This is a genomic window from Leeuwenhoekiella palythoae, from assembly GCF_900130045.1.
Lineage (GTDB): Bacteria > Bacteroidota > Bacteroidia > Flavobacteriales > Flavobacteriaceae > Leeuwenhoekiella > Leeuwenhoekiella palythoae.
Window position 1 is genome coordinate 714,454 of sequence record NZ_FQXT01000002.1, and the last position, 14,766, is coordinate 729,219.

At 39.9% G+C, this 14,766-nt stretch carries 10 protein-coding genes and 1 tRNA gene; 1 reads left to right on the plus strand and 10 read right to left on the minus strand.

Annotated elements, in window-relative coordinates; translation table 11 throughout:
- The first annotated feature begins 7 nt into the window (after positions 1-7).
- A complete protein-coding gene (locus BUA96_RS06625) occupies positions 8-1,450 on the plus strand; it encodes a glycoside hydrolase family 30 protein (RefSeq protein ID WP_072981527.1) in 1,443 nt (480 codons plus the stop codon).
- Positions 1,451-1,949: 499 nt separating this feature from the next.
- Here BUA96_RS06625 and BUA96_RS06630 read toward each other — a convergent pair whose 3' ends face one another.
- The 10 genes from BUA96_RS06630 to BUA96_RS06675 all read right to left on the minus strand — a co-directional run bounded on the left by BUA96_RS06630 (position 1,950) and on the right by BUA96_RS06675 (position 14,735).
- The gene (locus BUA96_RS06630) at positions 1,950-3,188 is read right to left on the minus strand and encodes a site-specific integrase (protein ID WP_072981529.1); all 1,239 of its coding nucleotides are present in this window, start codon (positions 3,186-3,188) and stop codon (positions 1,950-1,952) included.
- Between the two features lie 253 nt (positions 3,189-3,441).
- Positions 3,442-3,515 (minus strand) — tRNA-Asp (locus BUA96_RS06635).
- Positions 3,516-3,628: 113 nt separating this feature from the next.
- Positions 3,629-4,558 (minus strand): DUF58 domain-containing protein, encoded by a 930-nt coding sequence (locus tag BUA96_RS06640; protein WP_072981823.1) that lies wholly within the window; start codon positions 4,556-4,558, stop codon positions 3,629-3,631.
- Between the two features lie 111 nt (positions 4,559-4,669).
- On the minus strand, positions 4,670-5,215 hold the full coding sequence (locus tag BUA96_RS06645) for a ClpP family protease (protein WP_072981531.1): 546 nt from the start codon (positions 5,213-5,215) through the stop codon (positions 4,670-4,672).
- 263 nt (positions 5,216-5,478) lie between these two features.
- Complete coding sequence (gene trxA / locus BUA96_RS06650) at positions 5,479-5,796, minus strand: thioredoxin (RefSeq protein WP_072981533.1); 318 nt, start codon at positions 5,794-5,796, stop codon at positions 5,479-5,481.
- Positions 5,797-6,028: 232 nt separating this feature from the next.
- Positions 6,029-7,819, minus strand: coding sequence for an alpha-amylase family glycosyl hydrolase (locus tag BUA96_RS06655; RefSeq protein ID WP_072981535.1), 1,791 nt, complete (start codon positions 7,817-7,819; stop codon positions 6,029-6,031).
- Between the two features lie 300 nt (positions 7,820-8,119).
- On the minus strand, positions 8,120-8,899 hold the full coding sequence (locus tag BUA96_RS06660; RefSeq protein ID WP_072981537.1) for a hypothetical protein: 780 nt from the start codon (positions 8,897-8,899) through the stop codon (positions 8,120-8,122).
- A gap of 133 nt (positions 8,900-9,032) precedes the next feature.
- Entirely contained in the window at positions 9,033-13,415 is a 4,383-nt protein-coding gene (gene dnaE / locus BUA96_RS06665) for a DNA polymerase III subunit alpha (RefSeq protein WP_072981539.1), read from the minus strand.
- A gap of 244 nt (positions 13,416-13,659) precedes the next feature.
- On the minus strand, positions 13,660-14,106 hold the full coding sequence (locus BUA96_RS06670) for a ferritin-like domain-containing protein (RefSeq protein ID WP_072981541.1): 447 nt from the start codon (positions 14,104-14,106) through the stop codon (positions 13,660-13,662).
- A 182-nt stretch (positions 14,107-14,288) separates the two neighbouring features.
- Positions 14,289-14,735 carry a ferritin-like domain-containing protein gene (locus BUA96_RS06675; RefSeq protein ID WP_072981543.1) on the minus strand — a complete coding sequence of 149 codons (447 nt, stop codon included), beginning with the start codon at positions 14,733-14,735 and terminating at the stop codon, positions 14,289-14,291.
- Between the last annotated feature and the right edge of the window lie 31 nt (positions 14,736-14,766).

Consider the following 14,766-nt stretch of genomic DNA (forward strand, 5'->3'; position numbering starts at 1 on the left):
AATATTTATGAAAAATTATAGTTATTTTTTGATCACGATGTTCTTAGTTATTTGCGTATCAGTAAGTGCTCAGAGCTCAGATTTTGCAGAAGGAGAAATAAAAGTTTATACGACTTCAGAAAACTCAAACTTAAGACTCTCGGAAACACAAACCCTTAAGTTTGTGGATGCCGCTCAACCTTTAGAGACAGAAATTTCTGTTTTTGTAAATACTTCTAAAACTTATCAAACTATTTTGGGTATTGGCGGTGCTATTACTGATGCTAGCGCAATAGTGTTTAATGGATTGAGTTCGATTAAACAACAAGAATTGTTAGATGCGTATTATGATATAGAAAAAGGTATCGGCTACACCTTGTTGCGTACTACAATTCATAGCTCAGACTTTAGCCCTGAGAGTTATACTTATGTAACAGAAGGTGATGCCGAACTAAAGTCTTTTTCAATAGCCCATGATAAAGAGTACCGTATTCCTATGATTAAGCGGGCTACCAAAACGGCTGAAGGAACATTAACCCTATATGTTAGCCCTTGGAGTCCACCAGCATTTATGAAAACAAATGGGTCGATGTTACGGGGTGGAAAATTGAAGCCTGAGTTTCGTCAAAATTGGGCGAATTACTATGCTAAATTTATAAAAGCATATGAGGCAGAAGGAATGCCAATATGGGGGCTAACTATTCAAAATGAACCGATGGCAACTCAAACTTGGGAGTCGTGTATTTACACTGCAGAGGAGGAAAGAGATTTTTTAAAGGATTATCTGGGGCCTACTTTAGAAAAGGAAGGATTGGGAGATAAAAATATTGTGGTTTGGGATCATAATAGAGACTTAATGGTAAATCGTTCTAAAGTGATTTTTGAGGATAAGGAGGCCGCAAAATATGCTTGGGGAACAGGTTTTCATTGGTATGAAACCTGGACGGGAGCAGCACCTTTGTTTGAGAACGTAAATCGGGTTAAAGAAGCATTTCCAGATAAAAATCTAATGTTTACTGAAGGTTGCATTGAAAAGTTTGATTCAGAAAAATATCAGTATTGGCCTAATGGAGAACGTTATGGAGAACAAATAATAAACGATTTAAACAACGGGACAGTTGCTTGGACAGATTGGAATATTCTATTAGACCAAAACGGAGGTCCCAATCACGTGGGTAATTTTTGCTTTGCACCAATTCATGCAGATACAATAACAGGAGATTTAATCTATACCCCTTCGTACTATTATTTGGGGCATTTCTCGAAATTTATTAGGCCTAAGGCCAAGCGCGTAGGTTCAGCTGTAAGTAGAAATGTTTTGTTAAGCACCTCTTTTGTAAATGACAATGGAACGATGGCTACAGTTGTAATGAATAAAACAAATGATCTGATCAAGTATACATTATATATAAATCAATCTGAAGTTACTTTAGATATACCTGCCCATAGTATTCAGACTCTGATTTACTAAGTGTTTCCTGAAGTATGTTTCTTGTTTAACCCTGGATATATATATCCGGGGTTAATTACATATTATAAAATGGTGGATATTATAATTTGGGTTAAAAAACTAAATTAAACCAAACTGATACAAAATTTATTGAATCTAAATTTATTTTTCAAAACGGTATTTTAAGGCTGTTTTGAGAAGCTTTTTTTCTTTTCATAAGCAAGTTATTCAGGCGATTTAGATCGTCAATCCTGAGGCTTTAAAACACTGTTATTTTCGAAGAGAGACATTTATTTGAAATTGTTAGCACACTGAAAATAAAAAAGTTATATTTAAATTGCCATGGCATGTTTATATATGTTTTATAATGTTTATACATGTTTTATATAACGATTCACTACTTAGTGCGCTGGTTAGTGCAGTAGTAGGTCACTTCTAGATGCAGTACTTGGTGCAATTTGGTACATCTTCTAAATTTTAGAAGATGTTCTAAATCAAATCAAATTTATATGGAGCTGGCTTAATTGATTTTTTCGCCTTTAGGATTGATTAATGTTCCTTGTTGTTTTAATAGTTCCATGTCTGAACTTATTTTAGAGTCCAAAACTTTAGCGTAAATCTGAGTGGTTTTTAGGGATGTATGCCCCAGCATTTTACTCACTGTTTCCATTGGCACTCCACGTGATAAAGTTACTGTTGTGGCAAATGTATGTCGTGCTAAGTGCGTGGTTAAACTTTTATGGATTCCGCAAACATCTGCTATTTCTTTTAAGTATGCATTTGACTTTTGATTGGTAAGTACGGGAAGTAATTTTTGCTGCTCCGTTCTGCAAGAGTGGTGTTTGTACTTTTCTAAAATTTCGAACGCTGTTGGTAATAGCGGAATGCTGCTTAAAGTATTGGTTTTTTGCCGTTTTGTTTTTATCCATTGTTGACCATTAATTCCCGGAATGATATCATTAGGGCTTAGCTTATTAACATCGGCATACGCAAGGCCCGTAAAGCAGCAAAAGAGAAAAATATCGCGTACCTGTTCTAGGCGTGAAATTGAAAATTCTTTATGAGCGAGTTTATTTAATTCATCACTAGTCAAAAATTCTCGTTCCTTAGTTTGCCAACTGGATTTCCAATGAAAGAAAGGGTCTTTGTCTACATATTGATTTGCTAAGGCTATACGCATAATTTTTTTAAAGTTCACGATGTATTTTGTCGCTGTATTGTGTGCGCAATTCTTTTCGGATTTTAAATAATGCTCGAATCCTGATATGAATTGGTAATCAATTTCTCTTAGCGGTATATCACCAGCTTTTTTCAGAAATAATAAATAGTTTTCTAAATGAGTTCTAGCAGCCTTATAGCGTTGCAATGTACCTTGGGAATATCCTTTACCAACAAGGCTTTCAATACGGTCATTATGTTCTTGAAATATTTCAAGAAGGCATCGTTGCTCATCATCTTTTCCTTGATAAATATCTCTTATAATTTGAGCAGAAATAGGTTTTCCCTCTCTTGAGAGTCTATCAAAAATTTCATAGACTTTTATTCGAATATCATCTAAGTGTCTATTGATCATACGGGCCTCTGCGCTATACCCGGTCATTTTACCTAGCTTAGGATCCCATTTGTTTGAGGCTTTGTGATGCGTTGAAAATTCACTGCGTTTAGAATTAACCGTAATTCTGGCGTAAATCGTGGGATTTTTAAGAGATTTTCTCGCTGAAGTTTTCGGGTAGAAAAGGATAGAGATTGAAGTAGTCATAACTGATTGTCTTTTGATTAGGCAATCAAGGTACAAACTGCATATTTAAATTGTGTTAAAGAAATAGTGTAAGCTCCTTTATTTTAACGCTTTATGAGGTTGCGCGGTGAGTCTTTTTGAAGAAAAAAAAGACTCACCGAATCGCGCACCTTTTTTCTGCAATTATTTGAATTTAAATGAGATTATAGAAAATAAAAAAGCCTGTAAATCATATGATTTACAGGCTGTTATAGGAATTTAGACCGATTCCTAGCGGTCTGGACGGGACTCGAACCCGCGACCCCCTGCGTGACAGGCAGATATTCTAACCAACTGAACTACCAGACCAATATTTTATGAACTTTGCAAGAGCAGAAGCGTTGATCATTTCCTTTCTTGCGGGTGCAAATATACACGCATTTTTTAAGTGTGCAAACAAAAAATGAAAGTTTTTTTATTTCTTATAAAAACTGCTTCCGTTCTACTAGAAATGTACTCAAAATAGGAGCGAAGCCACGCTGTATATCAGCGTTTACATAGGTTATATTGTATTGCGCGCAGCGAAGTTTAATCGCTGAGAAATAGTCTTTTACTGCTTTGCTGTAACCCTCTTTCACATTGTCTGAGAAGATATCTATAAATTTTCCGGTCTCGACATCTTCAAAACGCTTAGGTGTACTGTCAAAATCAAAATTTAATTCAGTAGCGCTATCGTAGGTATGAAAAAGTACAACCTCGTGCTTATTATACTTCAAATGCTGCAGGGCTTCAAAAGTCTTTTCCTGTTGCAATTCGTTTTGAAAAAGATCACTAAACAAAAACACCAGTGAACGCCGTTTTAGCTTTTCAGCAATAAAATGCAAGTTGGCGTATGTGTCTGTTTTTTGTGATTTTTCAGATTTGATCAAAACCTGATTCAGTTGATCCAGCAACATGTGATGATGACGCTCACTACCTTTTTCGGGGGCATAATATTCAAACTGCTCGGCATAAATACTGAGTCCAACCGCATCACGCTGTTTCTTCATCAATTGCATAATGGCTGCACTGGCCAGTACAGAAAAAGCAATTTTATTAGGTTTGTTTAAATCGGTTTGCTTCAGTGCAGGGTAGTGCATACTGCTGCTGTTGTCTAGTATGAGATGACAACGCAGGTTGGTTTCTTCCTCGTAGCGTTTGGTATATAACTTATCTGAACGTGCGTAGAGCTTCCAATCAATGTGTTTGGTGCTTTCACCTGTATTGTAAACTTTGTGCTCTGCAAATTCCGCAGAAAACCCGTGAAACGGACTCTTATGCATCCCGCTTATAAAACCTTCCACCACTTGACCGGCGAGCAGTTCCAAATTATTGAAACCTGCAATGCTGTTAAGATGCGCCTGAAGATCGATCACGTTTATGGTTTAGGTATCGGGGTTTGTTGAAGTTAGCAGTTTTCAGCCTCAGTAGGCAGCGTTTTTAAATTTTAAAATTGCTTACTGAGACTGACTGCTGTTTATTGATTATAGAATTCCGTCTACGATTCCATAGGCAACAGATTCTTCTGCGCCCATCCAGTGGTCACGGTTAAAATCTTTCATTACTTTATCAAAGTCCTGGCCGCAGTTATCGGCAAGAATTTTTGCACTCAACTCTTTGGTCTTTAAAATTTCCTGAGCTGTAATTTCGATATCACTCGCTTGGCCGCGAGCACCACCGCTAGGCTGATGAATCATCACACGGGCGTGCGGCTGAATAAAACGACGTCCTTTTTCACCTACCGAAAGCAAAATACTTCCCATACTCGCAGCAAGACCAGTACAAATAGTAGAAACCGGACTCTTAATCGACTTGATGGTATCGTAGATTGAAAATCCTGAAGTCACATATCCACCCGGACTGTTGATGTAAAATTGAATTTCGTCGTTGCTCAACGCGTCTAGATACAATAAGCGATCTACAACGTGCTTTGCGCTTTTATCGTCTACCTGACCCCATAAGAACACTTTACGTTCTTCAAGTAATTTTGCGTCGATGAGGTCTTGTGGTTTTCCTTTTTTATTTTCCATTTTTTAAATTTTATTTAAATAGCTCTAAGGCTTTTTCTACATTTTAACGTACAAATTTTAGTCTAACAAGTATAAGCATTTAAGATATGAATTGCTTGTAAAATCTCGCAGAGACTGGCTAAATACTAGCTAAAAGTATACCTCGCAAACGGAGGCAGACAAGCCTTTGAGGATTAAACCCTTTAACAGTGCTAATAAAAAAGGTCTGACGCAGCGTCAGACCTTTTTTATAATGTACGTTTACTCAAACAAGAGTATAAGTCTTATAGTAAACCGTCAATAGCTTCTGTGTATACATTTTTAGGAGCAACACCTACTTGGCGACCTACTACTTCCCCGTCTTTAAACATCAAAACAGTTGGGATGTTACGTACGCCATATTTTGCAGCAAACTCCTGGTTAGCATCAACATCAAGCTTACCTACAACAGCTTTGCCGTCATACTCTGTGCTGATCTCTTCAATTACAGGTCCTACCATTCTACAAGGCCCACACCAAGCAGCCCAAAAGTCTACTAATACAGGCTTGTCTGATTGTAATACGGTTTCTTCAAAATTTGCGTCTGTTATTTCTAGTGCCATTTTTATTCTATTATTAGATTATTATGCAAAATTAGTCAATTATTTTTCCAAAGCTTACAACCAGCGAATTAGATTTGACTATGTTTTAATCAGTTAAATTGATTTTTAAAAGTTGCCGTTATATCTTTTTGGGCGTGCCCCAAGGGTCGGGCTATACGCTATATCTTTTTTACGGCTTTACGAGCCGTAAAAAAGGATGCCGCTACTATCCCTCACGCAAAGACTTCACGATTTACTCTGCGGTATAAATTAATGCGCCATATGCAGGAATATTAAAGCTTCCGGTGAGCGGTCTGCCGTCGGTCTCGGTTTTTTCTATTTTTAGATCCGTAACTTCTAATTCAGAGAAATCTATATCATACCCCTTCCAATCGGCATTTATGCGCAGTTTCCAATTTTTATCTTCAGCGATTCCAATTCCGTAGTGCTCATAGGTTTGATTTTTAAAGTTGAGAATCACAAGCGTTTGTTCTTCTTCAGAGCCACCGCGCTTATAAGCTAAAATTTGATTTTCCGGATTAAAATGAATGATCTCCAGATGTTGTCCCAGCAAACCATTTGCGCCTCCACTAGCTCCGATGCGTAGTTTTATAAGGTCACTTACAAGTTCTCTAATTCCGCTTAATCTATTTTCTTTCTCCCAGTCTAAAGCTTCGGTATCTTGAAAGTACTCATCTTCTAAAAACTCCTGTCCTTGGAATAACATAGGTATTCCCGGGGCGGTAAGAGTAAGCACAAGCCCTAGAACTGCACGTCTTTTAGCAAATTTACTTTCAGCATCTCCCGGCTGAATTTCTTCAGGAACGCGTGCTTTTCCGTTAGCAACCTCATCGTGTGATTCGGTATAAATAATGCGCTTAAACTTATTTCCGCTATAGGTATATTCTAATGCGTCTACGATCTTCTGAATATCTCTACCATCATCACTAACGCTCTGTAAAACCTCGCGCACCGGATGCACAAAATGCATATCCCATTGCGCACCGTAGCCCACACCGCCGTAAGCAATACCGTTAGTGATAAATTCATCTCCTTTTAGGTCTTCAGCAATAGTGATCACTTTAGGATATTTTGCTTGCAACTCCTGATTGATCTCACGCATCATCTGGTTTCCCTCGTCAATGGCTGTGTCTTCACCCAGACCGCCTCCTTCATACCTAATGTATGAGGTTGCATCCAGTCGTAAACCGTCGCAATGGTATTTTTCGATCCACATCAAGGCGTTATCGCGTAGATATTGGCGCACTTCGGGTCTGCCGTAATCTGGGCGGGTGTCTCCCCAAGGAGTAGCGCTGCGGTGATCGTTATAAAAATAGATACCGCCTTTGTTGTTTTCGCTCCAACCGTCAAACTGCCACAGATCTACATCAGAAGGACCAAAGTGATTATAAACCACATCCATAATGATCGCAATGCCTTGCTTGTGCGCTTCATTCACTATATGTGCTAATCCTTCAGGTCCTCCATAATCCTGCTCGATTGCAAAAGGATGCGCCGGGTTATACCCCCAAGAAATGCCACCGGCAAACTCTGCAACCGGAAGCAGTTCTATGCAATTCACGCCAAGTTCTTTCAGGTAAGGTAATTTTTCAACAACATCAGCAAACGTGCCTACTTGATCTTTTTGTTTACGATTAAACGTGCCTACATGTAATTCGTAAATAACTAGTTTATTCCAATCAGCTATTTCAAAATCTGCGTCGTCCCACTCAAAGTCTAATGTGCGAATGAGACTATTGCCGTTACTGTTAGTTACTTCAAAGGCATAGGGGTCATTGCGATAGAACGATTGATCACCATTTTGAATCCTATATTTATATTCTTGGCCTTCTTTGGCTTGCTCAGATATAGTAGACCAGTAGCCGTTTTCTTCGAGGGTCAATTCATTTGCAGTCTCATCCCAGTCGTTGAATTCGCCCACCACACTAACCTTGTCTGCGTTTGGAGCCCAAACCCTAAAGGTGGTGATGCCGTCTTTATAGACCGCGCCCATTCCGGCTGATTTTTCAATAGTTGTTTGCATAGCGTTGGTTTTGTTTTTTATATAAAATTAGGGGTAACCAAGCCACCAAACTGCCTTATTAGGAATTGCTTAACTGTGAAATAAAGTATAAAAATACAACCTGTTATTGTACAGGATTCTGTCAAAATGTTTCGAATCCTCAGGTGTTTAAAGTTGAAACCGGTGTTTTACAGTAGTCTTCAAAAAGCTCATACTGACGATTGAGTTATAATAGGGGATTTGTCAAATTAATGTTATGCAAAAAAGTACGCTTTCCTTTGCAAGTCCGCACACTACGCTGTGGACTTTTTACTGCAATCACTAATGTGTGGAATTAATTACCTTTTTTATTACTGCGCTGCCAAGTGCTTTCCAGTTCTCATTAGAGCTTAGGATTATTCTGACTTCTTCGTCCTGAAGATTTGATATTAAATCTATAATAGGATCAGTTTGAATCAATTCTGAATAAAATTGAAAAACCAAATCACTTGTAAATATTGTGTATATATTTTTTGAAGTTTGATAGGCAGTCAGTCCTCCTATAAAATCCCGATTATTAAATTCTGGTTTAAAAACAACAAAATGATAGTTAGGAGTATTCTTTATTTTAGGTAAAACCTCAATAAGATCTCTGTGTTTTTCCTTCAAATTCTTGCTTAAAAAGACTCTGAATTCTTCTTCAATTAATTCTGGTAGTTTATATTTTTCATATAAAAACAATGTTGAAATTGAGACTCTCCAAAATAACGAGACCGTAAATAATTTGAAAAATATTGGATCGAGATTTTCAGGGATTAATAAATTATTCGAATGTACTTGGGTGAATCGAAAATCATTTTTTCTATTCTTAAAGTCATTTATAGATTTTAATTTTCTAGCGAAGTAAGTCTCAAGAATAGAAAATTTTTGTTCGCAATTAGAGCAAAGGATAAAATCTTCTTTTGGAATATCTTGAATTTTTTTATTTCTACCGCCTTTATTTATTTCCATCGCCGCCCTATGACTAGGGCTCTTAAATAAAGGTTTTCCAAGAAACTTTGGAATTATATGAGAGTTTTCTTTATCTGCGTTTCGAATTTTACAAAGCTTACATAAATTCATCTTAATTTAGTTTGGTTTATGCTCTGCGTTAGGGATAGCAGCGTAAATCCTGTCCCGCAATCAGCGGGACAGATTGTAGCGTATAGCCCGACCGAAGGGGACGTCCAGAAAAAGCCTAATTAATTTTAATCTACTAGTTTAATTTAAAACTAAACCGTTGCGCTTTTAATTCATTCAACAATGCGCTGCTGATTTTTACCTTTTTCTTTCTGCTTGGCATTTGTAGTGCAATCTTTTCTTTAGGCTCAAACACGTAGAAATGCAAATTATGATCGCCGCGGTGGTTAAATAAAGTTTCACGTAATTGCTCAATACGGTCGCCTTGCACTTCTTGCAGATCCAGATTGATCGTAAGCTTTTTGCTAAAGGTTTCCATCACGTCTTGCAGCTGCATAAAGTTGTTGAACTGCATTCTCGGGTCGCCTTTTTTACCCGTGTCGCGGTTGGTCCATCCCTCACGAATAAATACGCGCATATGCACAAAGGAATTCGGAATCAGAAAGTGTCTGAACTTGAGGTACTCTTCGCCAAACATTCTAAATTCAAACGACTCGTCAAAATCTTCAACCGTAAAGGCAGCCCAGCCTTTTCCGTTTTTGGAAACCCGGTGCTGCACGTCGCTAATGACTCCGCCAATGGTGAGTTCGCGGTTGAGATGCATTTCCAGATTATTGAAATCACTGATTTTACCGTTACAGAAATTATCCATTTCCAGTTTGAAGTCATCCAGCGGATGTCCCGAAATATAAATACCCACCACTTCTTTCTCGCGGCGTAGTTTTTCCATCGTTCCCCATTCTTCACAAGGCGGCACCACCGGCTCGGGAATCTGAACTTCACTGGCTTCGCCAAACAAACTTACCTGAGCTGAGTTTTCATTCTCTTGAAATTTTGCGCCATACTTCACCGCTTTTTCCAGAAAAGTGATTCCGTCACCTTCATCTTTGAAATATTGCGCACGATGCGTAGCCATAAAGCTGTCAAAACCGCCGGCAAGTGCCAGGGATTCAAAAGCTTTTTTATTGGCAGCACGCAGATCAATACGTTTCGCCAGATCAAACACACTGCGATAAGGGCCGTCTTCTCGATTTTCAACAATGGTTTTTACGGCATTGGCACCTACACCTTTTACAGCGCCCATACCAAAACGCACCGCACCTTGATCGTTAACGGTAAATTTTCTAAACGATTCGTTTACGTCAGGACCTAAAACTTCAAGTCCCATACGTTTACATTCTTCCATAAAGAACGTCACCTGCTTGATGTCGTTCATATTGTTAGACAGTACTGCCGCCATATATTCGGCAGGGTAGTGTGCCTTGCAATATGCGGTCTGGTAGGCGATCCACGCATAACAGGTAGAGTGCGACTTGTTAAAAGCGTACGCAGCAAAAGCTTCCCAGTCTTTCCAGATCTTTTCGAGAATCTTTCGGTCGTGACCGTTTTTCTCACCACCATCTAAGAATTGTGGTTTCAGTTTTTCCAGCAGGGCAAATATCTTTTTACCCATCGCTTTACGCAAAACATCGGCATCACCTTTACTAAAGCCAGCCAGCTTTTGCGATAGCAGCATCACCTGCTCTTGGTAAACTGTAATCCCGTAGGTTTCTTCCAGATATTCTTCCATCGCAGGAAGGTCATACTGAATTTCTTCCTCCCCGTGTTTACGCGCGATAAAACTCGGGATGTATTCCATAGGTCCCGGGCGGTACAGGGCGTTCATTGCGATAAGATCCTCAAAAACCGTAGGTTTTAACGCCTGCATGTGTTTTTGCATCCCCGGCGATTCGTACTGAAAGATCCCAACCGTATCTCCACGCTGGAACAACTCATACGTTTTCTCATCATCTAGTGGAAAACTGTCCGGGTCCAGATCGATCCCGTGCTTATGTTTTACCAGTTTTACCGTGTCTTTGATCAGGGTCAGGGTCTTCAGACCCAAGAAGTCCATTTTTAGTAGACCGGCTTCTTCTACGACCGAGTTGTCAAACTGGGTGACGTATAAGTCTGAATCTTTAGCGATAGAAACCGGAACGAAATTGGTGATATCATCAGGTGTGATGATCACCCCACAAGCGTGAATCCCCGTGTTACGTACCGAACCTTCCAGCTGGCGTGCTTGTCTTAAGGTTTGCCCCTCAAGATCGTCACCTTCCGCTAAGTTTAAAAGTTCGTTGACTTTGACTAAATCTTCAGAACGGAATTTCTTTTTTAAGTCGGCTTCACTCTGCCCAAAGATCTTGGCGAGTTTCGACATATTAGGGATCAGCTTGGCGATACGATCGGCATCACTCAGCGGAAGATCTAAAACCCGCGCGGTATCTCTGATCGAAGATTTTGCAGCCATCGTACCGTAGGTGATGATCTGCGCCACTTGGTTGGCACCGTATTTGTCGATCACATAATCCATAACGCGGCTTCGTCCTTCATCATCAAAGTCGATATCAATATCGGGCATACTCACACGATCCGGATTCAGGAAACGCTCAAAAAGCAAGTCGTACTTGATCGGGTCAATATTGGTAATTCCCAAGCAATAGGCTACCGCACTACCGGCAGCAGAACCCCGACCGGGACCTACCGAAACGCCCATATTTCGGGCTTCACGAATAAAGTCTTCCACAATCAGGAAATATCCGGGATACCCGGTGTTTTCAATAACGCTGAGCTCAAAGTTGAGGCGCTCTTCAATATCGGGAGTGATCTCAGGATACCGCTGGCGTGCACCTTCAAACGTGATATGTTTTAAATATTTGTTTTCCCCACGTTTACCACCATCCTGTTTATCTTCTTCAAACTGAAATTCTTCAGGAATGGTAAAGGCCGGTAAGAGTACGTCACGTGCCAGAACAAAAGCTTCCACTTTATCAACGATCTCATCTACGTTGCTTATGGCTTCCGGCAGATCAGTAAACAACGCTTTCATCTCGTCTGCCGATTTGAAGTAGTATTCTTCATTGTCCAGACCAAAACGATACCCGCGGCCACGGCCCTTTGGCGTAGCTACTTTTTCGCCATCCTTCACGCATAACAAAATATCGTGCGCAGGAGCGTCTTCTTTGTCGATGTAAAAAGTATTGTTTGTCGCGACTAGTTTTACATCGTGTTTTTTAGAAAATTCGATCAAGGTTTGATTCACACGATCTTCATCTTCCTGACCGTGACGCATCACCTCGATATACAAGTCGTCGCCAAAAGTTTCCTTCCACCACAGCAGGGCTTCTTCAGCTTGTTTTTCACCTACATTCAAAACCTTGCTCGGGACTTCTCCATACAGGTTACCGGTGAGCACGATGATGTCTTCTTTATAGCGCTCAACGATCTCGCGGTCTATACGCGGCACGTAGTAAAAACCATCGGTGTAGGCAAGGGATGCCATTTTTGCAAGGTTGTGATAGCCGCGTTTATTTTTTGCCAGAAAAACGATTTGATATCCGTTGTCTTTTTGGCTTTTGTTGGTATGATCCTGACACACATTAAGCTCGGCACCTACAATAGGTTTGATGATGGTTTCGGTAGGTTCTTCGCCGGCTTCTAGAAGTTCGTCGTTTTTCTTTTGCGCTGCTTTGTTTTGAGCGGTCAAGGCTTTCACAAAGTGGAAGGCTCCCATCATATTGCCCATATCGGTGATTCCCACCGCGGGCATTTTATGTTTTTTTGCTGCCGCCACCAAGTCGTGAACGCTGGCGGTAGACTGAAGAATAGAGAACTGCGAGTGATTGTGCAAATGCACAAAATCTACCTTGGCCAATTGCTCTTTATTCTCCTTTATTTCTTCTTTTGAAATATCGGCCTGATCTGCTTTTTGCAGCTCTTTGCGAATTTCGTCAGAAGCTTTTTTGAGGTTGATGTGTTTTAAGCCAATAAACTCAATAGGCTGCGGATTGGCTTCTGAGAAATTCTCAAAATATCCAGCAGGAACATCCAATTCTTCCTGTGTAAAAATGCGTCTGCGCACCAGTTCAAAAAAGCAACGCGTGGTTGCTTCCACATCGGCGGTTGCATTGTGTGCTTCCGCAAAGGGTTGATTGAATAAATACTGGTGTAACTCGGTAAGTGTGGGTAATTTGAATTTACCACCACGCCCACCGGGAATCTGGCAGAGTTGTGCAGTAGTTTCGGTACAGGTGTCGAGAACCGGAAGCTCTTGCAGTTGATTAGAAACATCTAATCTGTGGAATTCCGCACCCATAATATTAACATCAAAGCCCACGTTCTGACCCACCACAAATTTGGTGCGCTCGAGTGCCGCTTTGAATTTGCCCAGTACTTCACCTAAAGGTAAACCGTCGCGCTGTGCGAGTTCGGTAGAGATCCCGTGAATTCGCTCGGCATCAAAAGGAATATCAAACCCGTCAGGCCGAATTAAATAATCCTCGTGCTCAATACAATTACCCATGTCGTCGTGCAGCTGCCACGCGATCTGAATGGCTCTTGGCCAGTTGTCAGAATCGGTGATGGGAGCGTTCCAGTTCTTGGGTAAGCCGGTGGTTTCGGTATCAAATATCAGGTACATCTCTGGTTCTCTTTGGGTTATTTTTTGCGAAGTCGCAAACGCGGAAAAGTTTAAAATTAAAGAAAAGCAGAGGCTTTAAAAAGTTAAGTTTTGGGGAGTTATCAACGGGCTAATTCAGACAAATTATGTCAGAGAAAGCTTCATGGTGTAAACCTTTGTTAGTGTCAATAAAAAAGCGCCTTGATCGTGAGATCAAGGCGCTTTTCAACATTTATTTTCGGTTGGCTAATTCAAATAAATGTATCTATGCCATAACTTCAAAGGCCTTTACTTCTTCTAATGTGCCTTTAATCAAGTCAAGTTGTGTATTTAAAATGGCTTCAGTGGTTGGTGGGAGATTTGGATTGCTTAGTATACTTTGATACTCTTCAATCGCATTCTTTTCACCGCGAATGGTCTCTTCTAAAATCGCTTCCTCACTATTCTTTGATAAGGTTGATTTTACATTCATCCATAAGCGATGTGCGTCTCCAGCTACACTCGTTCCTTTATCAGGACTTTCGCCATACACTTTTATTTCATTTTTGATCTGATGCCCAAAATCATAACGCTCTTTGGCTTTACGCCCAAAATATTCTTTTAGCGTATTGTCTTTTACGTTTTCTTCGGCCAATTTGTAACCGGCCTCGGCATCGTAATTTTTAGTTAGTAATTCATTTAAATTGTTCGATATTTTCTCAGTAAACTTCATCTTCTATCTTCTTTAAATTAACGAAACAAATTTTTGGTTGGTGGGATGTGTTTCGATAACATCCATTCTTAATATATTGATTCAATATGCTGAAAACAAATACATTAAGAGTATTTAACGTTAGGTTGGTTAGTTTAACACTATAATTCTGGGCTCAAACTATTTCAAGCCCAGAATTTGATTTACGCTAATACTTCAAGTGCTTTGGCTTCATTCAACGCGGCTTTTACACTATTGCGTTGCGCAGTGATAATTGACTTCGTAGAGGATGGGAGACTCTCTTCCTTTAAAATCTCATCGTACTCGTCAACAGCTGCACGCTCTCCTCTGATCGCTTCTTCTAAAACAGCTTCATCTTTATCTGAAGAAAGTGCAGTTTTAAGATCCATCCACAGGCGGTGTGCATCACCGGCAAGACTGGTTCCTTTTTCTGGTTCTTGACCAAAAGTTTTCAATTCAGCCTTTAATTCGTGCCCAAAATCGTAGCGATCTTGTGCGCGACTCAATAAATAGTTCTTTAATGCTGAATTTTGAACTTTCTCAGCAGCGTTTTTATAACCTGCTTCAGCATCATAATTTTTCTCTAGTAATTCGTTGAGCTTTTCGCCCATTTTATCTGAATAACTCATAGCTTATAATTTTTAAGTTGATGGTCGCAGC